Origin of the sequence: Streptomyces sp. NBC_00012 (assembly GCF_045040875.1) — a bacterium.
GTDB lineage: Bacteria > Actinomycetota > Actinomycetes > Streptomycetales > Streptomycetaceae > Streptomyces.
The window spans coordinates 3,137,297-3,158,769 of sequence record NZ_CP108309.1; the positions used below are offsets into that span (position 1 = coordinate 3,137,297).

The 21,473-nt window shown below is 71.2% G+C and carries 23 protein-coding genes; 11 read left to right on the top strand and 12 right to left on the bottom strand.

The annotated features are described in order from the left end of the window. Window positions 1-75 precede the first annotated feature (75 nt). A complete protein-coding gene (locus OHA19_RS14250; RefSeq protein ID WP_405750394.1) occupies window positions 76-1,308 on the top strand; it encodes an MFS transporter in 1,233 nt (410 codons plus the stop codon). Between the two features lie 176 nt (window positions 1,309-1,484). Here OHA19_RS14250 and OHA19_RS14255 read toward each other — a convergent pair whose 3' ends face one another. Continuing rightward, window positions 1,485-2,069: a suppressor of fused domain protein gene (locus OHA19_RS14255; protein ID WP_405716437.1), complete on the bottom strand. Its 585-nt coding sequence runs from the start codon at window positions 2,067-2,069 to the stop codon at window positions 1,485-1,487. 416 nt (window positions 2,070-2,485) lie between these two features. Between OHA19_RS14255 and OHA19_RS14260 the strand changes: the two genes are divergently transcribed. Both OHA19_RS14260 and OHA19_RS14265 read left to right on the top strand, forming a co-directional pair. Continuing rightward, on the top strand, window positions 2,486-3,601 hold the full coding sequence (locus tag OHA19_RS14260; protein ID WP_405716436.1) for a magnesium and cobalt transport protein CorA: 1,116 nt from the start codon (window positions 2,486-2,488) through the stop codon (window positions 3,599-3,601). Between the two features lie 35 nt (window positions 3,602-3,636). After that, entirely contained in the window at window positions 3,637-4,164 is a 528-nt protein-coding gene (locus tag OHA19_RS14265; RefSeq protein WP_405716435.1) for a hypothetical protein, read from the top strand. 58 nt (window positions 4,165-4,222) lie between these two features. On the opposite strand, the gene OHA19_RS14270 is transcribed toward OHA19_RS14265, so the two are convergent. Then, window positions 4,223-4,987, bottom strand: a complete 765-nt coding sequence (locus OHA19_RS14270; protein WP_405750396.1) for a hypothetical protein — start codon at window positions 4,985-4,987, stop codon at window positions 4,223-4,225. Window positions 4,988-5,190: 203 nt separating this feature from the next. On the opposite strand from OHA19_RS14270, the gene OHA19_RS14275 reads away from it, so the two are divergent. The 3 genes from OHA19_RS14275 to OHA19_RS14285 are packed head-to-tail and all read left to right on the top strand — an operon-like array spanning window position 5,191 to window position 8,191. Beyond that, on the top strand, window positions 5,191-6,465 hold the full coding sequence (locus tag OHA19_RS14275) for a magnesium transporter MgtE N-terminal domain-containing protein (RefSeq protein WP_405716433.1): 1,275 nt from the start codon (window positions 5,191-5,193) through the stop codon (window positions 6,463-6,465). Further along, the gene (locus OHA19_RS14280) at window positions 6,455-7,012 is read left to right on the top strand and encodes a DUF1003 domain-containing protein (RefSeq protein WP_405716432.1); all 558 of its coding nucleotides are present in this window, start codon (window positions 6,455-6,457) and stop codon (window positions 7,010-7,012) included. The genes OHA19_RS14275 and OHA19_RS14280 overlap by 11 nt, the downstream gene beginning before the upstream one ends. Before the next feature lie 45 nt (window positions 7,013-7,057). Continuing rightward, a complete protein-coding gene (locus OHA19_RS14285; RefSeq protein WP_266912512.1) occupies window positions 7,058-8,191 on the top strand; it encodes an Mrp/NBP35 family ATP-binding protein in 1,134 nt (377 codons plus the stop codon). Between the two features lie 156 nt (window positions 8,192-8,347). Here the strand turns inward: OHA19_RS14285 and OHA19_RS14290 are convergent, their stop codons facing one another. The 5 genes from OHA19_RS14290 to sigE all read right to left on the bottom strand — a co-directional run bounded on the left by OHA19_RS14290 (window position 8,348) and on the right by sigE (window position 13,361). Continuing rightward, entirely contained in the window at window positions 8,348-9,007 is a 660-nt protein-coding gene (locus OHA19_RS14290; RefSeq protein ID WP_405716431.1) for a hypothetical protein, read from the bottom strand. Between the two features lie 120 nt (window positions 9,008-9,127). Then, on the bottom strand, window positions 9,128-9,613 hold the full coding sequence (locus OHA19_RS14295; RefSeq protein WP_405716430.1) for a sec-independent translocase: 486 nt from the start codon (window positions 9,611-9,613) through the stop codon (window positions 9,128-9,130). Window positions 9,614-9,712: 99 nt separating this feature from the next. Beyond that, on the bottom strand, window positions 9,713-11,464 hold the full coding sequence (locus tag OHA19_RS14300) for a S1C family serine protease (RefSeq protein ID WP_405716429.1): 1,752 nt from the start codon (window positions 11,462-11,464) through the stop codon (window positions 9,713-9,715). Window positions 11,465-11,574: 110 nt separating this feature from the next. Then, window positions 11,575-12,603, bottom strand: a complete 1,029-nt coding sequence (locus OHA19_RS14305; RefSeq protein WP_405716428.1) for a zf-HC2 domain-containing protein — start codon at window positions 12,601-12,603, stop codon at window positions 11,575-11,577. Continuing rightward, entirely contained in the window at window positions 12,600-13,361 is a 762-nt protein-coding gene (gene sigE, locus OHA19_RS14310; protein WP_405716427.1) for an RNA polymerase sigma factor SigE, read from the bottom strand. The genes OHA19_RS14305 and sigE overlap by 4 nt, the downstream gene beginning before the upstream one ends. 182 nt (window positions 13,362-13,543) lie before the next feature. Between sigE and OHA19_RS14315 the strand changes: the two genes are divergently transcribed. Then, window positions 13,544-14,209, top strand: a complete 666-nt coding sequence (locus tag OHA19_RS14315; RefSeq protein ID WP_405721835.1) for an O-methyltransferase — start codon at window positions 13,544-13,546, stop codon at window positions 14,207-14,209. A gap of 153 nt (window positions 14,210-14,362) precedes the next feature. Here OHA19_RS14315 and OHA19_RS14320 read toward each other — a convergent pair whose 3' ends face one another. Further along, a complete protein-coding gene (locus OHA19_RS14320) occupies window positions 14,363-14,530 on the bottom strand; it encodes a DUF3117 domain-containing protein (protein WP_003966491.1) in 168 nt (55 codons plus the stop codon). A gap of 312 nt (window positions 14,531-14,842) precedes the next feature. Between OHA19_RS14320 and OHA19_RS14325 the strand changes: the two genes are divergently transcribed. Further along, window positions 14,843-15,655 carry an enoyl-CoA hydratase/isomerase family protein gene (locus tag OHA19_RS14325; RefSeq protein ID WP_405716426.1) on the top strand — a complete coding sequence of 271 codons (813 nt, stop codon included), beginning with the start codon at window positions 14,843-14,845 and terminating at the stop codon, window positions 15,653-15,655. Window positions 15,656-15,671: 16 nt separating this feature from the next. On the opposite strand, the gene OHA19_RS14330 is transcribed toward OHA19_RS14325, so the two are convergent. Further along, complete coding sequence (locus tag OHA19_RS14330; protein ID WP_405716425.1) at window positions 15,672-16,256, bottom strand: DNA-3-methyladenine glycosylase I; 585 nt, start codon at window positions 16,254-16,256, stop codon at window positions 15,672-15,674. After that, window positions 16,253-16,735 carry a hypothetical protein gene (locus OHA19_RS14335; RefSeq protein ID WP_405716424.1) on the bottom strand — a complete coding sequence of 161 codons (483 nt, stop codon included), beginning with the start codon at window positions 16,733-16,735 and terminating at the stop codon, window positions 16,253-16,255. Before OHA19_RS14335 ends, OHA19_RS14330 begins: the two co-directional genes overlap by 4 nt. Window positions 16,736-16,867: 132 nt before the next feature. On the opposite strand from OHA19_RS14335, the gene folP reads away from it, so the two are divergent. Continuing rightward, a complete protein-coding gene (gene folP / locus OHA19_RS14340; RefSeq protein WP_405716423.1) occupies window positions 16,868-17,740 on the top strand; it encodes a dihydropteroate synthase in 873 nt (290 codons plus the stop codon). A gap of 72 nt (window positions 17,741-17,812) precedes the next feature. On the opposite strand, the gene OHA19_RS14345 is transcribed toward folP, so the two are convergent. Beyond that, on the bottom strand, window positions 17,813-18,562 hold the full coding sequence (locus OHA19_RS14345) for a TIGR00730 family Rossman fold protein (protein WP_405716422.1): 750 nt from the start codon (window positions 18,560-18,562) through the stop codon (window positions 17,813-17,815). A gap of 99 nt (window positions 18,563-18,661) precedes the next feature. Continuing rightward, window positions 18,662-19,741: a succinyl-diaminopimelate desuccinylase gene (gene dapE, locus OHA19_RS14350; RefSeq protein ID WP_405716421.1), complete on the bottom strand. Its 1,080-nt coding sequence runs from the start codon at window positions 19,739-19,741 to the stop codon at window positions 18,662-18,664. Between the two features lie 61 nt (window positions 19,742-19,802). On the opposite strand from dapE, the gene OHA19_RS14355 reads away from it, so the two are divergent. Continuing rightward, the gene (locus tag OHA19_RS14355) at window positions 19,803-20,747 is read left to right on the top strand and encodes a hypothetical protein (protein ID WP_405716419.1); all 945 of its coding nucleotides are present in this window, start codon (window positions 19,803-19,805) and stop codon (window positions 20,745-20,747) included. A gap of 287 nt (window positions 20,748-21,034) precedes the next feature. Then, complete coding sequence (locus OHA19_RS14360) at window positions 21,035-21,436, top strand: ATP-binding protein (RefSeq protein WP_405716418.1); 402 nt, start codon at window positions 21,035-21,037, stop codon at window positions 21,434-21,436. The last annotated feature ends 37 nt before the right edge of the window (window positions 21,437-21,473 follow it).

Genomic DNA, 21,473 nt, shown 5'->3' on the forward strand with positions numbered 1-21,473 from the left:
TGTAACTTGCATTCATTAGATTCCCTAACTTATTCTGTGTATATCGCAACTACCTAGTGGAGAGCGAGAAGACCCATGCAGGGAGAGGATCCGTTCGATCAGGGGGCGGGCAGCATCCTGCGCCAGCCGAAGGCCGTCTGGGCCACGGCGGGCGCCTCTGTTGTCGCGTTCATGGGAATCGGCCTGGTGGACCCGATTCTGCCGTCCATCGCCAAGGGGCTGGAGGCGACGCCGAGCCAGGTGTCGCTGCTCTTCACCTCGTACTTCCTGATCACCGCCGTGGCAATGCTCGTCACCGGCTTCGTGTCCAGCCGGATCGGCGGCCGCAAGACGCTTCTGGCCGGCCTCGCGCTCGTCGTCGTCTTCGCCGCGCTCTCCGGCACCTCGTCGTCCGTCGGCGAACTCGTCGGCTTCCGGGCCGGCTGGGGGCTGGGCAACGCGCTCTTCGTGTCGACCGCGCTGGCCGTGATCGTCGGCGCGGCGGCCGGCGGCAGCTCGGCGGCGATCCTGCTGTACGAGTCGGCGCTCGGCCTCGGCATGGCCTGCGGGCCGCTGGTCGGCGCCCTGCTCGGGGACGCCAGCTGGCGCTACCCGTTCTTCGGCACGGCCGCGCTGATGGCCATCGGCTTCATCTGCATCACGGCGTTCCTGAAGGAACAGCCCAGGCCGGCCAGGAAGACCTCGCTGCTCGACCCGATCAAGGCGCTCGGCCACGGCGGTCTGGCCTCGGTGGCGACCTCGGCGTTCTTCTACAACTACTCGTTCTTCACGATCCTGGCGTTCACCCCGTTCGTGCTGAACATGACGCCGTACAAGTCGGGCGCGGTGTTCTTCGCCTGGGGTCTGCTGCTCGCGGTCTTCTCGGTGCTGGTCGCCCCGCGGCTCCAGGAGCGCTTCGGCTCGCTGAAGGTGCTCGGCGCCTCGCTGGTGCTGCTCGCCGCCGACCTCCTGGTCCTGGGATACGGCGACCACACCACCGCCATCGTCTGCACGATCGTCTCCGGCGCCTTCATCGGCATGAACAACACCGTCTACACGGAGCTGGCGCTCGGCGTGTCCGGCGCACCGCGCCCGGTGGCGAGCGCCGGCTACAACTTCGTCCGCTGGTTCGCCGCGGCCGCCGCCCCGTACCTCGCGCCGAAGATCGAGGAGTGGAGCAACATCCACATCCCGTTCGTGGTCGCCGCGGTCACGGCCGTGGCCGGCGCGGTCGTCGTCTGGATCCGGCGTTCGGCGCTGACCCGCGAGACGGCGGAGCTGGAGCCGGTCCACGCGACGGAGGACGGCGTCACGGTCTTCGCCGACTGACCCTCCACGCCCCCCGCACCGCCCCGCCCGCGGCTACCCTCCTGGCCGCGCGGCGGGGCTTCCCCCTGTCCGGGGTGGTGCGGATCAGTTGTCCGAGGCCATGCGGGCCGGTCGTCCGAGGCGATGCGGGCCGGTCGTCCGAGGCGATGCGGGCCGGTCGTCCGAGGCGATGCGGATCAGTCCAGGGGTACGGAGCCACGCAGCGGATCGCGCAGATCCGTGCCGTTCGAGAGCCACCGCTCCTGGAGCTCCTGCGCACCCCTGACCCGCTTCCACGCGGCCTCGTTGTGCGTCATCGGCAGCAGCGGCAGGAACCGCACCGGGTCCATGGGCTCGTCCAGCTCCAGGTCCTCGACCAGGCCCCCCGGTTCCGCGACCAGCACCGAGCTGAACGGCGCTCCGGGCCACAGCGGCTCACCGACCTCCAGCGAGGCACCCGGCGCCACGATCACCCCCTCCACCTGCGGGGCGGCCGCCAGCACGGCGAGCGGGCGGAGCACCTTGTCGGTGTCGGCGAGTCCGGCACGCACGGAGAGGACCAGTTCGGCGCGCGGCCCCTTCACCGGGTCCGCCAGGACCGCGGTCGGATCGGCCATCGGCTGCGCGGACATGCCGAGCGTGGCGTAGCGCACCACGTCGCCGTCGACGAAGCGGAGCACCTCGATCCGGTCCGTACCGAGAAACGTCACCGCCGCGCGCGCGTCCGGTTCACCGAGGGCCGTCAGCAGACGGGCCTCGACCAGAGCAAGAATTTCTCCCATCCCGCGAGCATAGGACGCGTATGGAACGGGCAAAGTAAGGGATTGGCCGTCAGTCGGCTGATAGTCTTGGCCGCTGGTCGGGGCAGCACGCAGAAGCGTCGCTCTCAGCCCCGACGACACGTCATCCCCCAAGGGGGACCGGCTGGAGGAGGTGGGGCTGCAATGGATCGAAGTCGATCGTGCAGTACCAACCGCTCTTCCGCACTCCACCTTTCCTGGTGATCTGAAGCCTCCCGCGCCTCCCGGTCGAGGCCCATGGCTTTGCGCACGACGGAAGAGCACTCCTTTTTTGCCTGTCTGTAGCGAACGCCGTCATCGCGCCGCCGCGGTGCCGCCCGCTTTGCGGACGTGAGCACACGTCCCCATTCCGGGCTGTTCCACGTGCCCGACGACGGCCCTCCGTGAAGGAGCCAGCCATGTCGATGATCCGCGACCTGCGCGCCGTCGTGCGCCCGTCCCTGCGCAAGAGCAACGCCCTGCACAACGTCTACGACACCACCCGTGACCCGTCTGCCTCCAGCGCGGTCGTCGACTGCGCGGTCTACCGCGACGGCCGGCGCCTGGAGAGCGGCAACTGCCGCACGCCGCACGAGGCGATGCTCCAGGTGCGGGAGGAGGGCGGTTTCGCCTGGATCGGTCTGCACGAGCCGACCGAGGAGGAATTCGCCGGTATCGCCCGGGAGTTCGGGCTGCACCCGCTCGCCGTCGAGGACGCCGTCCACGCCCACCAGCGGCCGAAGCTGGAGCGGTACGACGACACGCTCTTCACCGTCTTCAAGACCATCCACTACGTCGAGCACACCGAACTCACCGCCACCAGCGAGGTGGTCGAGACCGGCGAGGTGATGTGCTTCACCGGCCGGGACTTCGTCATCACCGTGCGGCACGGCGGGCACGGCTCGCTGCGCGCGCTGCGCCACCGGCTGCAGGACGACCCCGAGCTGCTCGCCAAGGGTCCGTCCTCGGTGCTGCACTCCATCGCCGACCATGTCGTCGACGGCTACATCGCGGTGGCCGGAGCGGTCCAGGACGACATCGACGAGGTGGAGATCGAGGTCTTCTCCGCCCCGGCGAAGGGCAGCTCGCGCGGCTCGGAAGCGGGCCGGATCTACCAACTGAAGCGCGAGGTGCTGGAGTTCAAGCGGGCGGTGTCGCCGCTGCTGCGGCCGATGCAGCTGCTGAGCGAGCGGCCCATGCGGCTGATCGACCCCGACATCCAGAAGTACTTCCGTGACGTCGCCGACCACCTGGCGCGGGTGCACGAGGAGGTCGTCGGCTTCGACGAACTGCTGAACTCGATCCTCCAGGCCAATCTGGCGCAGGCAACCGTCGCGCAGAACGAGGACATGCGCAAGATCACGTCCTGGGCGGCCATCGTCGCCGTACCGACGATGATCTGCGGCGTCTACGGCATGAACTTCAAGCACATGCCCGAGCTGGGCTGGCGGTACGGCTACCCGATGGTGCTGGGCGTCATCGGGGTGGTCTGTTTCTCCATCCACCGCACGCTCAAGCGCAACGGCTGGCTCTGATCCCGGCCCTTGTGCGCCTCCCATAGAGTTTGGGCATGACTGCTGCTGCCGCTGACGTGTCGCTGGGCCGGGCCCTCGTCGAGGAGGCCACCAAGAAGTCGGGCCTCATCTGGGTGCGGGGCACCGGGCCCGCTCGGGCGCTGTGGCACGTATGGCACGAGGGCGCGGCGCACCTGGTCGGGGACGGCCCCGGCGAGCAGCCGCTGCCCGCCGGGCTCGCCGACGGATCCGCCGCCGAGGTGACCGTGCGCAGCAAGGACAAGGGCGGCCGGCTGGTCGCCTGGACGGCCGCCGTCACGGAGCTCGCCCCGCACTCCGAGGAGTGGGAGGCCGCGGTCGCCGAGCTCAAGGGCAAGCGGCTGAACGCACCGGATGCCGAGCAGATGACGGAGCGGTGGGCGCGCGAGTGCCGGGTGCTGCGGCTGGCGCCCGGCGAGTTCCGTACGGAGCTGCCGGACGGCTCGCTGGCCGCGGCGCCACTGCCGACGTCCGCGACCACGCGACGGCCGGTGCCCGCGGGGCTGCCGCGGCTGCTGAAGCAGGGGCGCGGAAAGAAGGGATGACCGGGCCGGTCCGGGCGGCTCGGCCCTGGCGGCTCGATCCTGGCCGCTCGGTCCTGGCTCAGGACGAGGTCTTGGGCAGCTGCTTCCCGTAGTCGACCGTGTCCCCCTGCGCCGGGGCCTCCAGGGGGAAGTCCTTGCCCCAGTCCGACAGGGTGACGGTTCCCCCGCCACCGCCGCGGGCGAACCGCAGCGGATACGCCGTGCCCTCCAGCGAGACGTCGAGCGTCCCGCCCTCGCCCTTGCCGCCCATGATCTGGACGGTCCGGGTCGTGCCGACCTTCTCCCGGTCGCCCTTGTTGAGGGTGCCGTGCAGCGTGAGCAACCCGTCGAGCAGGGTCTTCTTGTCCGTGAAGCCGCGCAGCTGCTTGTACGTGGGGTCGTCCTCGGGCACCTTCACATATTTGTCGTCCAGCTTGTCCGCGGCCGCCCCGCCCGCCTCGCTGTCGGTGCTGGCTTTCTCCTCGTGGTTCCAGAACCCGGAGCCGGCCTTCAGATAGAGCTCGTCATCGATCCGCAGCAGCTCGAAGGTGCTGTCCTTCGAGGCGACCGAGCCGGTGCCGCCGTTCTCCTTGAGCTGCATGTCGAGCTTGTACGTGCCGCCCTTGCTGACCAGCGTGCCGGCGAGGCGCACCGTACCGGCGGCGGCCGCCGCGCCCTGGGCCTTCTTCTCGATCTCCGTGGCGCTCAGCTTGCCGACACCGTTGGTTCCCTGGTCCGGATCCTCGCCGCCGCACGCCGTGAGGGCGGTGGCCAGCCCCGCACAGAGCAGAGCGACCAGAACGGTCCGGCGGCGGGCCCGGACGGGCGGAACGGAAGAGGTCACGGGCGCACTGCCTCTCATCTGCATCGCGGGGGTGGCAGACGGCAGCGTACCTGTGCCGTACGCGCCTTCCGGCAGGGAGCCGTACGGACGGCTCCACCGGGGCAACCCGGAGCGGTACGGGCTAGCCTGATCCCGTCATAACGGTTGATTGACTGCCAAACGGACCAGTCGGCGAAGTCGTACACGGAAGAAGGAGGCGCGTCATGGCGGCAGGCGCCCCCCGGGTGTTCGTCTCCCATCTCGCCGGTGTCCCGGTCTTCGACCCCAACGGCGACCAGGTGGGCCGCGTCCGCGATCTGGTCGCGATGCTCCGGGTCGGTGGCAGGCCGCCCCGGCTGCTCGGGCTCGTCGTCGAGGTGCTCAGCCGCCGCCGGATCTTCCTCCCGATGACCCGGGTCACCGGGATCGAGTCCGGCCAGGTCATCACCACCGGCGTGGTCAACATGCGGCGCTTCGAACAGCGGCCCACCGAACGTCTGGTGCTCGGCGAGTTCCTCGACCGGCGGGTCCGCCTCGTGGAGACCGGCGAGGAGGTCACCGTTCTCGACGTCTCCATACAGCAGCTCCCGGCCCGCCGCGACTGGGAGATCGACAAGTACTTCGTACGCAAGGGCAAGGGCGGGGCGCTGCGCCGCAAGGGCGAGACCCTGACGGTCGAGTGGTCGGCGGTCAGCGGGTTCTCGCTGGAGGAGGTCGGACAGGGCGCCGAGACCCTGGTCGCCACGTTCGAGCGGCTGCGCCCGACGGACGTGGCCAACGCGCTGCACCACCTGTCGCCGAAGCGGCGGGCCGAGGTCGCCGCCGCGCTCGACGACGACCGGCTCGCCGACGTCCTGGAGGAGCTGCCCGAGGACGACCAGGTGGAGATCATCGGCAAGCTCCAGGAAGAACGCGCCGCCGACGTCCTGGAGGCGATGGACCCGGACGACGCGGCCGACCTGCTGTCCGAGCTGCCGGAGGAGGACAAGGAGCGGCTGCTGACGCTGATGCGGCCGGACGACGCGGCCGATGTGCGGCGCCTGATGTCGTACGAGGAGCGGACCGCGGGCGGGCTGATGACCACCGAGCCGATCATCCTGCGGCCTGACGCGACGGTCGCCGACGCGCTCGCCCGGGTCCGGCAGGCGGACCTGTCCCCGGCACTCGCCGCCCAGGTGTACGTGTGCCGGTCGCCCGACGAGACGCCGACCGGCAAGTACCTGGGCACCGTGCACTTCCAGCGGCTGCTGCGGGATCCGCCGTACGCCCTGGTCAGCTCGATCGTCGACAGCGATCTCGTCCCCCTCACGCCGGACACCCCTTTGCCGGTCGTGACGAGCTATCTGGCCGCGTACAACCTGGTCTCGGTGCCCGTCGTGGACGAGAGCGGGTCGCTGCTCGGCGCGGTGACGGTCGACGACGTGCTCGACCATCTGCTGCCCGAGGACTGGCGGGAGACGGATTTCCACAGCGAGGAGGGGGTAGCCCGTGGCCGCTGAGGAACGCTCGAAGACGGCGCCGACGGGAGCCTCGGGCATCGCGCGCCCGCCCCGTTCCCGGCTGGACCAGCCGAAGGACCCGCGCCGGCGGATGCTGCCCGACTACGACCCCGAGGCGTTCGGCCGGTTCTCCGAGCGGATCGCCCGCTTCCTGGGCACCGGGCGGTTCATCGTCTGGATGACGCTGGTCATCATCGTCTGGGTGGTGTGGAACGTCTTCGCACCCGTGCACCTGCGCTTCGACCAGTACCCGTTCATCTTCCTGACCCTGATGCTGTCGCTCCAGGCCTCGTACGCGGCACCGCTGATCCTGCTCGCGCAGAACCGGCAGGACGACCGCGACCGGGTCACCCACGAGCAGGACCGCAAGCAGAACGAGCGCTCCATCGCGGACACCGAGTACCTCACCCGGGAGATCGCTTCGCTGCGGATGGGGCTCGGCGAGGTCGCCACCCGCGACTGGATCCGCTCCGAGCTGGAGGACCTCGTCAGGGACCTGGACGACCGGCGGGCCCTGTTCCCGGCCGAGAGTGACGAAGACCGCTGACGGGGGCTACTCGCGCGTAGCGACAAGCGCCGTAACATCGTCCGTATGGCTACGGAAGACGCGGTGCTTGAAGCACTGGCGACAGTGAACGACCCGGAGATCCACCGCCCGATCACCGAGCTCGGCATGGTGAAATCGGTCGAGATCGATGCTGACGGTGTGGTCGCTGTCACGGTGTATCTCACCGTCTCCGGCTGTCCGATGCGCGAGACGATCACGAAGAACGTGACGGACGCGGTGGCCCGCGTCGAGGGCGTCTCGCGGGTCGACGTCACGCTCGACGTGATGAGCGACGAGCAGCGCAAGGAGCTCGCGTCCTCGCTGCGCGGCGGCACGGCGGAGCGCGAGGTGCCGTTCGCCAAGCCCGGCTCGCTGACCCGGGTCTACGCGGTCGCGTCCGGCAAGGGCGGCGTCGGCAAGTCGTCGGTGACGGTGAACCTGGCGGCGGCGATGGCGGCCGACGGCCTCAAGGTCGGCGTCGTGGACGCGGACATCTACGGGCACAGCGTGCCTCGGATGCTCGGCGCGGACGGCAAGCCGACCCAGGTCGAGAACATGATCATGCCGCCGTCCTCGCACGGCGTGAAGGTCATCTCCATCGGCATGTTCACCCCGGGCAACGCCCCGGTGGTGTGGCGCGGGCCGATGCTGCACCGCGCACTCCAGCAGTTCCTGGCCGATGTGTACTGGGGCGACCTCGACGTCCTGCTGCTCGACCTGCCGCCGGGCACCGGCGACATCGCGATCTCGGTGGCGCAGCTCGTGCCGAACGCCGAGATCCTGGTCGTCACGACCCCGCAGCAGGCGGCGGCCGAGGTGGCCGAGCGGGCCGGGTCGATCGCCGTGCAGACCCACCAGAAGATCGTCGGTGTCGTCGAGAACATGTCGGGCATGCCGTGCCCGCACTGCGACGAGATGGTCGATGTGTTCGGTACCGGCGGTGGCGCGAGGGTCGCCGAGGGCCTGACCAGGACGGTCGGCGCGGAGGTGCCGGTACTCGGCTCCATCCCGATCGACGTACGGCTGCGCGAGGGCGGCGACGAGGGCAAGCCGGTCGTCCTGTCCGACCCCGACTCCCCGGCCGGCAAGGCGCTGCGCACCATCGCGGACAAGCTGGGCGGCCGTCAGCGCGGCCTGTCGGGCATGTCGCTGGGCATCACCCCGCGCAACAAGTTCTGAAACGGCGCGGCGGTGACCGGCCCCGGCCGGTCACCGCCGCGTACCGCGTGTACGCCGTGCCTGCAGCGCGACGGCACCTACGTCGTGACCACGCGCACGCCGTGACTACTCATGCGTCGTGATTACGCGTACGTCGCAGCTCTGTGCACGTCGCGGCTATGCGTACGTCGTGATGTCGCCGATCACCGAGAAGCCCAGCCCGTACGCGCTCATCCCACGCCCGTACGCGCCGATGTGCATCCCACCGGACGCCGATCCCGCCAGTACCCAGCCGAACTCGGACTCGCGGTAGTGGAACGGGACGGGGACGCCGTCCACCGGCAGAGAGAGCACCGACCACGCGGGGCCGTCCAGGTCGTCGGCGAGTTCGAACGCCGTCTCCGTCTGCTGGTCCAGCCAGTCGTCGCGCAGCCCATGGTCCATCTGCGGCGGCCAGGTGCACGCGAGCAGACCCGACCCGGCCAGCCAGGCCGCGGAGGACACCGTGGTCGCGTCAAGCACCCCCGTGCCGTCGCCGCTGTGCCGTACCGGGCTGCTGGCCATCGACACGACGACGGCGAACCGTTGCTTCTCGGCACCCGCGTCGGCCCGGACCGACGGTTCGTCACCGTGACCGATGGAACCGTGCTGCACCGTGCCGTCCGCCGCGGTGCCCACCTGCATCAGCCGGCGCGGCCCGGTGAAGGCCTCGTCCAGTCCGTACCAGGGGAACGTGGCCGCCAGATAGCCGTCGACAGTACGCCGGGCCGCCGGCATCCCCTCTGCCGTGGCTGTGCTCGGCGCATCTTCCGCGCCCACCCGACTTGTCGTCTCCATCTGCCCGGCCGCCTCCTCGATCCGTTGGGTCCGGAGCGGCCCGCCCCCCAGCGGGCGTACTCACAACCGGACAGATGGAGAATAGCCATACCCTCCGGACGAGCCGGGATTGGCGGGGGGTCAGGTAGCGTCGGCGTCGAACGGCGGCCGGTCGTCCTTGGCGGGCTGGTCACGCTTCTTGAGCAGGTCCGGAGCACCGGCGGAGCCATTGGCGGCGGTGATCGCGGAGCCGCTCGACACGCTGCTCCGGGAGTCCGCGGTCTCCACTTCCTTGTTCTCCCGGCCGTTCACCGCGTCGGTGACCTCGGACAGATCCTTGCGGAGGTCGAAGCTCTCGCGGATCTCCTTCAGCCCCAGGTCGTCCTTGCCGTCCATGAGCTGCTTGCGGACGAACGTCTTGGGGTTGAGGTCCTCGAACTCGAAGTCCTTGAACTCCGGGCCGAGCTCCGTACGGATGTCCTGCTTGGCGCTCTCCGAGAACTCGCGGATCTTACGGATGAAGCGCGAGGCGTCCTGGATAACCTTCGGCAGCTTGTCCGGGCCGAAGATCAGCACGCCCAGAACCGCGAGCGTCACCAGCTCGAGTGCGCCTATGTCATTGAACACCCTGTTGCCCTTCGTGTTCTCCGAGACCATGTCGGTCGAGGTCCGGACCCGGCCCACGGTACCCGTCGGAACTGTCCGCGCGGTAGCGTGCCGGGCCCGTCACGTGCCGCTTGCGGAGCCGAGCGTCAAAGAGATGGACAGGTCTTTACCACCGCGGGTCAGTGAGAGGTCCAGACGGTCGCCCGGGCGGTGCGCGCGGATCTTGACGATCAGTTCCTCGCCGCTGTGCACGCGCCGACCGTCGACCTCGGTGATGACGTCCCCGGCCCTGATCCCGGCCTTGGCCCCGGGACCGCCCGGCGTCACCGCCGGCTTGTCGGCCGCGCCCTTCTCCCCGACCCTGGCGCCGTCCCCGGTGTACTTCATGTCGAGCGTGACACCGATCACCGGGTGGGTGGCCCTGCCGGTGTTGATCAGCTCTTCGGCGACCCGCTTGCCCTGGTTGATCGGGATGGCGAAGCCGAGACCGATGGAGCCCGCCTGCCCGCCCTCCTCGGACGCACCGCTGTCGGCGGCCCGGATGGCGCTGTTGATGCCTATGACATGGGCGTCGGTGTCGACCAGCGGACCGCCGGAGTTGCCGGGGTTGATCGGCGCGTCGGTCTGCAGGGCGTCGACGTAGCTGATGTCGCTGCCGTCGCCCTTCTCGCCACCCGCGGTGATCGGCCGGTCCTTGGCGCTGATGATGCCGGAGGTCACGGTGTTGGACAGGTCGAAGGGGGCGCCGATGGCCACCACGGGGTCGCCGACCTGCACATTGTCGGAGTTGCCCAGCGGCAGCGGCTTGAGGCCGGAGACGCCGGTGACCTTGACCACGGCCAGGTCGTAGCCGCTGTCCTTGCCGACGACCTCGCCCCGCGCGGTCTCGCCGCCGCTGAACGTGACGGTGATCTCGCCGGCCTGACCGGCCGGGGCGACGACGTGGTTGTTGGTGAGGATGTGGCCGGAGTCGTCGAGGACGAAGCCGGTGCCGGTGCCGGACTCGGCGGAGCCGCTGACGTGGAGGGTGACCACGCTGGGCAGGGCGCTGGCGGCGATGCCTGCGACGCTGTCCGGGGCGCGGCCGCCACTGCTGCGGCCGGCCTGCGGGAGTTCGACCTGGGTGAGGCCGCCGTTGCGCTCTATGTAGGCCCCGATGCCGCCGCCGATGCCGCCGGCCACCAGCGCGAGCAGCACCGCGCCGATCAGGAGCGAGCCGCGCCGGTCCTTCTTGCGGCCGGTGTCGGCCCCGAGCGGCGGGCCCGGGTTGGTTGTGAGCGGCTGCCTGGGCGCGCCCCAGGGGTCGTACTGGAGCCACTGCGTCGATGCCCCGTGCGGCTGCGGCTGCTGGGCCTGCTGCTGGGGTTGGGGCTGCTGAGGCGCGCCGGGCGGGGGCGTGAAGCCGGCGGGAGCGGGCTGGGCGGGGGCCGGCGGTGTGGGGGCGGACGGCGCGGGGATGCCCGCACCGTTCGTCCCCGCGTACTGCGGGGGGACGAGGGTGCCGTGTGCCGGGGTCGGGACTGGCCGCTGCACGGGGGGTGCGGGCGCCCAGGGGCCGGGACCGCCGTAGGGCGGGGTGCTGTACTCGTCGGGCTGGTGCAGCGGCGTCGCGGGCCGCGCGGCCGGTACGTCAGGAACCGGGGCCGGGACCGGCACGTCGGCCGTGGGTGTTGCCGGCTCCGTCACGCGGCTCTCAGCCGTCGCTTCCGTCGCCGGAACCGAGTCCCTCGCCGGGTCCGCGTCCGTCGGCTCGGCGGTGGGCGCCGTGTCCATTACGGGGGACGGCTCCTCCGGCGCTGTGCGGGTGGTGCGTCCCGGCGTCGGCCGGCTCCACCACTTCGCCTTCGGCCCGGTGGACTTCCCGTCTTCCATGCTCTCCCCGCAACTGCCGCAACTGGCCTCTGCACGCCCCTGCAGGGGCGTCCCTCCCGGAACTGCTCCCGGAATTCAACCAGGTTTGCGAATACTTGCGCAGACCCCGGTCAGCGCCGGGAGGAAAGCGGCAGACCGAGATCGGCGGGGGTGGGGAGGGCCGAGGCCGACGACTGAGCCCAGGGCGGTGGTGACGACTGCGTCCCGGACGGTGGCGCGGAGGGTGCCGGTGACTGTGCGGCCAGCCGCCCGAACACCTGGGCGAAGAGCGGGGTCGTGCCGGTCGGGCGTATCAACGGCGGCGCGGACACATTGGTCAGGACGTGTGTGGCGTAGGGGTTCCCCGCGAGGCTCGCGGTGGAGAGCACCACGGGAGTGGCGGAGGGGGCCGCCGGTGCGACGCTCGGGGCGGTCGCCGGGACGGCGGCGATCGAGCGCTCGCCCGATCCCCTGGTGGCGAGCGTGCCGTGGCCGGCACCGCGACGGCCGGCCGGGCTGCCGCTCTCACCGCGCGAAGGAGTATCGAGCGGGGTCACCGTGTTTCCGGCGCCCGTGGCCCGGGCCGCGGAGCTGGGGCCCGCACCCGTCGGCAGGGCGCCGCCGAGGGCGATGGCCGCCAGCGAGACGGCGCTCGCCGCCGCGAAGGCGAATCTCCGGCCGCGCCAGGGCGACCGGTCGCCGTCCCGGCTCACCTCATGGATCCGGAAACCGGAACGCGAGGACCCGCCCGGCAGTACGGCGGCCGAGCCGTGCGGGGCCGGGAGGAAGCCGAAGCCGCCGAACGACCGGCTCTCCGGCGAGTCCGGGCGGCTGCCGGACGGCTGGATCACGGGGAAGAGCCCGTCGGCGAAGCGCCCGGAGCCGCCGAATGGTCTGTCCGGGCCGTCGTCGTCACCACCCGGCCCCCCGGGAAGGCCCTGCAGCCGGGCGAGGAACCCCTCGGACGGCGACGGCGGGGCGGACTGGGCGAAGACACTCTTCAGGCGCCGCTGCGCCGCGGCCTCGGCCTTGCACTTGGCACAGGTCGCGAGGTGGGCGAGCACCCGCTCACGGGTGTCGTGTTTCAGCTCGCCGTCGACAAGCGCGGCGAGGCGGTCCCCCAGGTGTTGTTCCGCGGGGGTCGGACCTGTGCCACTCACGCCGTTCCGCCCTCCCCTGCCAGGATCGCGCCCGCCAGCGAGCGCTGCTCGGCGCGGGCCTCGGGCGAACGGTGCTTCAGGGCCTTGCGCAGGTGCGAACGACCGCGGTGGATACGGCTGCGCACGGTGCCGAGCTTCACGCCCAGCGTCGCGGCGATCTCCTCGTACGAAAGGCCCTCGATGTCGCAGAGCACGACGGCGGCACGGAACTCGGGCGCGAGGGTGTCCAGCGCCTGCTGCACATCCGCGTCGAAGTGGGTGTCGTTGAAGACCTGCTGCGGGGACGGCTCACGGCTCGGCAGCCGCTCGGCGGCGTCGTCGCCGAGGGAGTCGAAGCGGATCCGCTGCTTGCGACGGACCATGTCCAGGAACAGGTTGGTCGTGATGCGGTGCAGCCAGCCTTCGAAAGTGCCCGGCGTGTAGGTCGACAGCGACCGGAACACGCGGACGAAGACCTCCTGGGTCAGGTCCTCGGCATCGTGCTGGTTGCCCGTCAGCCGGTAGGCCAGGCGGTAGACCCGGCCGCTGTGCGTGCTGACGATCTCTTCCCATGAGGGCGGCGTCCACGCCTGGGAGTCCGCATTTGAGGCGAAGGTCGCGGTCGTTACGGAGACGTTGGAAGAACGGTCAGCAATGTTGGTCACGGATTTCGGCTCACCCGCCGACCTGAGAAAGCGCCGCAGCGCTCCTCCCCGATCCACAGGCGCAGCCGCACCTCCCCTATCGGCTCTGGTGGTGTCCAGTGGAGCCCCTACCATAGCCACCTCGCCCGTTAGCTCCGGATAAGCCTTTTTCCTGCTGGGGCCGGGGATCGCCCCGGGAACCGCCGGCCCATGGCTCCCGGACCCGATCCGCGGGCCGATTCCACAGGCTTTCCCCTGTCCCTCCATAACGCCCGGTCCCATCTGCGGGTTCCCGGGTGCAGCGGATACAGTCACCGTTGCGCCAACTACGGGGACAGGAGAGGGTCATTACCGCCAACCGGCAGACGAGCTGGGCGTTCGCCGACGCCTTTGTCGCCGAGGACGAAGCACTGCACTGGGCCCGGGACCGGGCCCAGGAGGCGGGGCTCCGCTCGGTGTCGCCAGGTACCGGCGCCGCGCTGCGCCTGCTCGCTGCCACGACGGACGCGAAAGCGGTGGCCGAAATCGGCACCGGGACCGGCGTGTCCGGCCTCTATCTGCTGCACGGAATGCGGCCGGACGGCGTGCTGACCACGGTCGACCCGGAGCCCGAGCGCCAGCAGTTCGCCCGCGAGGCGTTCCGGGCCGCGGGGTTCGCCGCCAACCGTGCCCGCTTCATTCCCGGCCGCGCCCTGGACGTACTGCCCCGGCTCGCGGACGGCGGATACGACCTCGTGTTCTGCGACGGCGACCGGCTGGAGAGCCTGGACTGCCTCGCTGAATCGTTGCGCCTGCTGCGTCCCGGCGGCCTGGTCTGCTTCGAGGGCGTCTTCGCGGACGGCCGTACGGTCGATTCCGCGGCCCAGCCCGCGGAGGTGCTACGGCTGCGGGAGCTGCTGCGCGCGGTGCGGGAGAGCCAGGAGCTGATGTCGACGCTGCTGCCGGTGGGCGACGGGCTGCTGTGCGCGGTGCGCCGGGGCTGAGGCCCCGGGACCGCGCCGGCCCGTCCGGCGATCCGGGCCGTGAAAAGCGATCCGGGCCGTGAAAGATCGTGAACGCCGTGAACGGTCATGAACGCAGCACTGCCCCGGCACGGACTCCGTGCCGGGGCAGTGCTGAAGTGTGGGCGCCTCTGCTCAGCCGACGACCTTCTTGAGGGCATCGCCGAGTGCATCGGCCTCGTCCGGAGTCAGCTCCACGACAAGCCGACCGCCGCCTTCGAGCGGAACGCGCATGACGATGCCCCGCCCCTCCTTTGTCACCTCGAGCGGGCCGTCGCCCGTCCGCGGCTTCATGGCCGCCATGCTCGTTCCCCTTCCTGAAACCAGCTCATCGCAACCGGCGGCCCCATGACAGGCGCTGTGTCACCGGCATCGAACACATTGCTTCCAGGCCATTATCCCGCATCACAGACCCCAATGACCAACATCGGTCTGCATCGCTTGCGCAACGCGCTCTCTCAAAACCACCCAATTCGGCGATCGGCCTGCGATACTCCGCCACTCGCACCCCCGCATCGGAGCGCAATTGTTAGACGCAGGTCACATATCGGCTCCCGCCCGAGTCGGCCATGCTTGCCTGGACAGGCATTGCCCGAGGCGCGAAGGGACAACGAAATGGCCGACCACATGGCGGACAGCGTGCTCTACGAAGTGAGCGACGGACTCGCGACGATCACGATCAACCGTCCCGACGCGATGAACGCCATGAACACCGCAGCCAAGGTGGCGCTCCGGGACGCGCTGCGGTCCGCGGCGGCCGACACCGCCGTACGCGCCGTGCTGCTCACCGCGACCGGGCGGGCGTTCTGCGTCGGCCAGGACCTGAAGGAGCACGTGGCCACGCTCGAAAGCACCCGTGAGTCGGGCAGCGGCAACGCGCTGAGCACCGTGCAGGAGCACTACAACCCGATCGTGCGGGCCATCACCGAGATGCCCAAGCCGGTCGTCGCCGGGGTCAACGGCGTCGCCGCCGGTGCCGGTTTCGGCTTCGCGCTCGCCTGCGACTACCGGGTGGTCGCCGATACCGCCTCGTTCAACACCTCCTTCGCCGGCGTGGCCCTCACCGCCGACTCGGGCGTCTCGTGGACGCTGCCGCGCCTGATCGGGCAGAGCCGCGCCGCCGATCTGCTGCTCTTCCCGCGCTCGGTCTCCGCGCAGGACGCCCATGAGCTGGGCATCGTGAACAAGCTGGTGCCCGCCGCGGACCTGGCCGCCGAGGCCGCCGCCGTGGCCCGCACCCTGGCGTCCGGCCCCACGGTGGCGTACGCCGCGCTCAAGGAGTCCCTGGCGTACGGCGCCGGTCACACACTGGGCGAGGCACTGGAGAAGGAGGACGAGCTCCAGACCCGGGCGGGCGCGTCCGAGGACCACACGATCGCGGTGCAGGCGTTCCTGAACAAGGAGCGGCCGAAGTACCTCGGCCGGTGAGCCCCCGGGGCGGCCCTCACGCGCCGGTGCGGCGTGCCACGCAGTCGGCCAGGTGGTCGTCGACCAGGCCGCACGCCTGCATCAGCGCGTAGGCCGTGGTGGGCCCGACGAAGCGCAGCCCGCGCTTCTTGAGGTCCTTGGCCAGCGCGGTGGACTCAGGGGTGACCGCGGGGATGTCCTCGGTGGTGCGCGGGACCGGGCGGCCGGCCGGGTCGGGGGCGTGGGACCAAATCACCTCGTCCAGCTCGCCGTCCGCCCAGCCCGCCAGCTCCTTGGCGTTGGCGAGGGTCGCCTCGATCTTCGCGCGGTTGCGGATGATGCCGGCGTCGGCGAGGAGGCGCTCCTTGTCGGCGTCGGTGAACTCCGCGACGGCGGGGATCTTGAACCCGGCGAAGGCGGAGCGGAAGCCCTCCCGGCGGCGCAGGATCGTCAGCCAGGACAGGCCCGACTGGAAGGCCTCCAGACAGAGCCGTTCGAAGAGGGCGTCGTCGCCGTGGACGGGCCGGCCCCATTCGGTGTCGTGGTACGCGAGGTAGTCCTCGGTGGAGAGCCCCCACGGGCAGCGCAGGCCGCCGTCCGGGGCCGCTTCGGCCCCGCTCATGCCCCGGGCTCCTCTCCGGGGTGCCCGGTCCGCCGCTGGTCCGGCCCGGGCGCCTCCCACGGCGCCTTCGGGCGGTCCTCGGGCGGCTGCCACTCCTGCCGCGGCGTTTCCTCGGGCCGCTCCCACTCCTGCCGCGGCCGTCCCTCCGGCGGCTCGATCAGGTCGGGGCCGCCGACCGCGGTCGCCTGCGCACCGGCCAGCGCCGATTCCAGCTCCGCGATCCGCGCGTCCCGCTCGGCGAGCTCGGCACCGAGTCGGCCGAGCGCGTGATCGACGTCCGCCATGCGGTAACCGCGCACGGCCACCGGCAGGCGCAGCGCGTCGACGTCCGCGCGGCCGACCGGTCGCGTCTCGGGCAGCGGGTCGGTCAGCTGCTCGGGAGCCACGTCCTGCAGGACGGCGCTCCTCCCCCCGCCGACCACCGCTAGCGTGACCGCGGCCACGACCACGACCATCGTCACCAGCAAGAACCAGAACACGCGCATCTCCCCGGGAGCGGAAACCTGTCCGGGTCCGATCGTGCCATGCGGCGCCGACAACCGGTGGCCGCCCGGACAGCCCATAGGGTCGCAGGTGACTCACGTGGCGAACTACCAAAGGAGAGACGCGGTATGCGAAGCGGTGCGCTCAGGCTGGGGCGGCGCGAATTCGGTGCGCACGAGCCGGTGATCATGGCGATCGTGAACCGTACCCCGGACTCCTTCTACGACCAGGGTGCGACCTTCCGGGACGAACCGGCGCTCGCCCGGGTCGAGCAGGCGATCGCGGACGGTGCGGCGATCGTCGACATCGGCGGTGTGAAGGCGGGTCCGGGCGAGGAGGTGACCGCCGAGGAGGAGGCGCGTCGCACGGTGGGATTCGTCGCTGAGGTGCGCCGCCGCCACCCGGACGTGGTGATCAGCGTGGACACCTGGCGCCACGACGTGGGCGAGGCGGTCTGCGAGGCCGGCGCCGATGTGCTGAACGATGCGTGGGGCGGCGTCGACCCCAGGCTCGCGGAGGTCGCCGCGCGGTACGGAGCCGGCCTGGTGTGCACGCACGCGGGCGGCGCCGAGCCGCGGACCCGGCCGCACCGGATCGCGTACGAGGACGTGATGGCGGACATCCTGCGGGTGACGGTGGGGCTGGCCGAGCGGGCGGTGGAGCTCGGGGTGCGGCCCGACGGGATCATGATCGACCCCGGTCATGACTTCGGGAAGAACACCCGGCACTCCCTGGAGGCGACGCGGCGGCTCGGTGAGATGACGGAGACCGGCTGGCCGGTGCTCGTCTCGCTGTCCAACAAGGACTTCGTCGGCGAGACGCTCGACCGGCCGGTGAAGGAGCGGGTCATCGGGACGCTGGCGACCACGGCCGTCTCCGCGTGGCTGGGGGCGCAGGTGTACCGGGTGCACGAGGTGGCGGAGACCCGGCAGGTGCTGGACATGGTGGCGTCGATCGCGGGGCACCGGGAGCCGGCCGTGGCACGGCGCGGACTGGCCTGACCGGTGCGGAGCAGGCCGCCCCGGGGCCCGCTCCGCCCCGTCACACGCCCGGCGCCGCTCCTCGCGCGGTCCCTACCGCCCGACCTCCTTCGTCACGAGCTCGACCGCCTCGTCCACGTCGTCGGTGACGTGGAACAGCAACAGGTCGTGCTCGGACGCCTTGCCCTGCGCCACCACCGTGTCCCGCAGCCAGTCCACGAGACCGCTCCAGTACGCGGTGCCGAACAGCACGATCGGGAAGCGGGTGACCTTGCCCGTCTGGACGAGGGTGAGCGCCTCGAAGAGTTCGTCCAGGGTGCCGAGCCCGCCGGGCAGCACGACGAAGCCCTGCGCGTACTTCACGAACATCGTCTTGCGGACGAAGAAGTAGCGGAAGTTGACGCCGATGTCGACGTGCGGGTTGAGGCCGGACTCGAAGGGCAGCTCGATGCCGAGACCGACCGAGACGCCCTTCGCCTCCCGCGCCCCCTTGTTCGCCGCCTCCATGGCCCCCGGCCCGCCTCCGGTGATCACCGCGAAACCGGCCTCCACCAGGGCCTTGCCGATCCGTACACCCGCCTCGTAGTCGGGTCCGCCGGCCGGGGTGCGGGCCGAGCCGAAGACGCTGATCGCGCTCGGCAGTTCGGCCAGCGCGCCGAATCCCTCGACGAACTCCGACTGGATGCGCATCACCCGCCAGGGGTCGGTGTGCACCCACTCGGAGTCGCCCTCGGTGTCCAGCAGCCGCTGGTCGGTGGTGCCGGGCTGCACCTGTTCCCTGCGGCGCAGTACCGGTCCGAGCCGCTGCTCCTCGGGGACGCGTGCTCCCTCGGGGTTGCCCATGACCTGCTCCCTCCGACGATCGACGGCCATCTGCCGATGACCATCCGTTGTCAGGTCAGGGTAGATCGACCGAGGTTACGGGCGGGGGAATGCCGTGGGTCAGGCGGTGAGCCAGGAGCGGAGCCGCTCCTCGCACCGGGTGATCCGCTCGACCACCACGTGCTCGTCGCGCTTGTGGGCGAAGAGCGGGTCTCCCGGTCCGTAGTTCACCGCGGGGACTCCGAGGGAGCCGAAGCGGGAGACGTCCGTCCAGCCGAACTTGGGCCGGGCGGTGCCGCCCACCGCCGCCATGAACGCCTCGGCCGCCGGGTGCGAGAGACCGGGCATGGCCGCGCCCGAGTGGTCGTCCACGACGAATTCGGCGACGCCGCAGTCCGCGAAGACCTCGTGGACGTGGGCCAGCGCCTCCTCGGCGGTCCGGTCGGGCGCGTACCGGAAATTGACCACGACCGTGCAGGCGTCCGGGATCACGTTGTTGGCGACGCCCCCCTCGATCCGCACCGCGTTCAGGCCCTCGTGGTATTCGAGGCCGTCGATGACCGGGCGGCGCGGTTCGTACGCGGCGAGCCGGGCCAGGATCGGGGCGGCGGAGTGGATGGCGTTGGAACCCATCCAGCCGCGCGCGGAGTGGGCCCGCTCCCCCTGCGTACGGAGGAAGACCCGCAGGGTGCCCTGGCAGCCGCCCTCGACCTCGGCGTCGGACCCCTCCAGCAGGACCGCGAAGTCGCCGGCCAGCCAGTCGGGGTGGGCGTCGGCGATGTGGCCGAGCCCATTGAGGTGCGCGGCGACTTCCTCGTTGTCGTAGAAGACGAAGGTCAGGTCGCGGTTGGGCGCGGGCACGGTCGCGGCGATCCGCAGCTGGACGGCGACGCCCGACTTCATGTCGGAGGTGCCGCAGCCCCACAGCACCCCGTTGTCGTCGAGCCGGGACGGCACGTTGTCGGCGATCGGGACGGTGTCGATGTGCCCGGCGAGCACCACCCGCTCGGCGCGGCCCAGGTTCGTCCTGGCCACGACGTTGTTGCCGTGCCGGTCGACAGTCAGGTGCGGGAGTGTGCGCAGCGCCGACTCGATCGCGTCCGCGAGGTCCTTCTCCTGACCGCTGACCGACGGGAAGTCGACGAGCCGGGCGGTGAGCTCCGGGCCGTCCAGGGTGAGGTCAAGTGTGGTTTCGGGCATGGGACCGACCCTAAGGGACTGGGCCCTCGGCCCCGGTCGGTCACTCCAGTACGGTGGGCCCGTGCCCCGGACCGTCTCCCCCGCCCGCCGACACACCGGCCGCAGCCGCCCCTTGCGCATCGCGGCGGCCTTTGTCGTGCTCGCCGCACTCGGCGGCTATCTGACCGTTCAGTACATAACCGGCAGCCAGGTCATCGAGGGATGCACCGTGCGGTCCGCGGATGGTTCGGACGGCAAGGGCCGTACGTACCGGATGAGCCCGGAGCAGGCCGTCAACGCCGCGACGATCTCCGCGGTCGGCACCTCGCGCGGGATGCCGGAGCGCGCCGTGACGATCGCGCTGGCGACCGCGCTCCAGGAGTCCGGGCTGCGGAACATCGAGCACGGCGACCGTGATTCGCTGGGGCTCTTCCAGCAGCGCCCCTCGCAGGGCTGGGGCACCGAGGAGCAGATCCTGGACCCCGTCTACTCCGCCGGGGAGTTCTACCGGCATCTCGCCGAGGTCCCCGGCTACTCGCGGCTGCCGCTGACGGTCGCCGCGCAGCGGGTCCAGCGCAGCGGCTTCCCGCAGGCGTACGCGAAGCACGAGCCGGACGCGGCCCTGCTGGCGGCCGCGCTGACCGGTCGCACCCCCGCCGCGCTGAACTGCGCGCCGCCGCGGGCGACGGCGGCGAGCGCCGACGCGGCGAAGGTGCGGGCGGAGCTGGTGCGCGCCTTCGGCAAGGACGTGCTGCCCGCGGCGCGGACGGCCCCGCGAGGCGGCGGGGGCGCGGCCGGTGCGGCGGCGAGCACGGTCTCGGTGCCGGTGCCGGCACCCCGGGCGTCCGAGAACGACGGCTCGGCCCGGCGCGGCTGGGAGCTGGCGCACTGGGCGGTCGCGCAGTCCGAGGCGCTCCGCCTCGGCAAGGTCTCGTACGCGGGCCAGGTGTGGGAGGCCGGGTCGGGCTGGCGGACGGAGCGCAAGGAATCGGGCACCACAGAGGTACGGATCGAGCTCGCGCACTAGTTCGTGCGATCACCCGGGGGTGTCATCCGAACCCGTCCGGACATCCCCTCCGGCAACACCTCCCGAAATCCTCTGCCGCCATCTCAATTCCCTTGTGGCAGAAGAGAAGTGACGTTTCATCTGCGTTCCCGGGAATGCTGCGTCCGCCCGGGTTCCTCCATTGCAGATCATGTGACGCATTGCCGACTCTTTACCTCGGCCCACCGCAACCTCCCCCGCCCTTTCGACGGTTGTCATTGCGTCCGATCAACGGACAGACCCACTTCTCATCCCGTCGAAGGAGCATCATGTCCCTCCCCCTGACCCGCCGGATCGCCCGTGCCGCGCTGCTGATCGCCGCGGGTGCCGCCCCCGTGGTCGGCGCGGCCGGAGCCGCGGGTGCCGCGGAGCTCCCGCAGGCCCCGGAGCTCGGCGGTCTGACCACCGTCGACGGTGCCGGTCTCGGCAAGACGGCCGACAGCGCCTCCCAGCAGGGCACCCAGGTGGCGGGCGACACCGGCGGCAAGATCGTCGGGACGACCCTCCCGGCCGCGAGCAGGACCGTGGGCAAGGCCGGCGCCGAGACCACCCCCGCCGTGCAGAAGGCCGCGGGCGGTGCCGCGGGCAGCGCGGGCCAGCTCATCGGCGAGGCCGCCGGTGCCTCGACCAAGGGCGGCCTGCCCACCCAGGGCCTGCCGATCGGCGGCTGACCCGCACCGGCCGCCGGCCGGTACATCACATACGCGA

What these genes read in the sequence shown, in the direction of transcription:
- OHA19_RS14250 (WP_405750394.1), top strand. Translation starts at nt 76, where the DNA reads ATGCAGGGAGAGGATCCGTTCGATCAGGGGGCGGGCAGCATCCTGCGC.
- OHA19_RS14255 (WP_405716437.1), bottom strand. Translation starts at nt 2,069, where the DNA reads ATGGGAGAAATTCTTGCTCTGGTCGAGGCCCGTCTGCTGACGGCCCTC.
- OHA19_RS14260 (WP_405716436.1), top strand. Translation starts at nt 2,486, where the DNA reads ATGTCGATGATCCGCGACCTGCGCGCCGTCGTGCGCCCGTCCCTGCGC.
- OHA19_RS14265 (WP_405716435.1), top strand. Translation starts at nt 3,637, where the DNA reads ATGACTGCTGCTGCCGCTGACGTGTCGCTGGGCCGGGCCCTCGTCGAG.
- OHA19_RS14275 (WP_405716433.1), top strand. Translation starts at nt 5,191, where the DNA reads ATGGCGGCAGGCGCCCCCCGGGTGTTCGTCTCCCATCTCGCCGGTGTC.
- OHA19_RS14285 (WP_266912512.1), top strand. Translation starts at nt 7,058, where the DNA reads ATGGCTACGGAAGACGCGGTGCTTGAAGCACTGGCGACAGTGAACGAC.
- OHA19_RS14290 (WP_405716431.1), bottom strand. Translation starts at nt 9,007, where the DNA reads ATGGAGACGACAAGTCGGGTGGGCGCGGAAGATGCGCCGAGCACAGCC.
- OHA19_RS14300 (WP_405716429.1), bottom strand. Translation starts at nt 11,464, where the DNA reads ATGGAAGACGGGAAGTCCACCGGGCCGAAGGCGAAGTGGTGGAGCCGG.
- sigE (WP_405716427.1), bottom strand. Translation starts at nt 13,361, where the DNA reads ATGGTAGGGGCTCCACTGGACACCACCAGAGCCGATAGGGGAGGTGCG.
- OHA19_RS14320 (WP_003966491.1), bottom strand. Translation starts at nt 14,530, where the DNA reads ATGGCGGCCATGAAGCCGCGGACGGGCGACGGCCCGCTCGAGGTGACA.
- OHA19_RS14325 (WP_405716426.1), top strand. Translation starts at nt 14,843, where the DNA reads ATGGCCGACCACATGGCGGACAGCGTGCTCTACGAAGTGAGCGACGGA.
- OHA19_RS14330 (WP_405716425.1), bottom strand. Translation starts at nt 16,256, where the DNA reads ATGAGCGGGGCCGAAGCGGCCCCGGACGGCGGCCTGCGCTGCCCGTGG.
- folP (WP_405716423.1), top strand. Translation starts at nt 16,868, where the DNA reads ATGCGAAGCGGTGCGCTCAGGCTGGGGCGGCGCGAATTCGGTGCGCAC.
- OHA19_RS14345 (WP_405716422.1), bottom strand. Translation starts at nt 18,562, where the DNA reads ATGGGCAACCCCGAGGGAGCACGCGTCCCCGAGGAGCAGCGGCTCGGA.
- dapE (WP_405716421.1), bottom strand. Translation starts at nt 19,741, where the DNA reads ATGCCCGAAACCACACTTGACCTCACCCTGGACGGCCCGGAGCTCACC.
- OHA19_RS14360 (WP_405716418.1), top strand. Translation starts at nt 21,035, where the DNA reads ATGTCCCTCCCCCTGACCCGCCGGATCGCCCGTGCCGCGCTGCTGATC.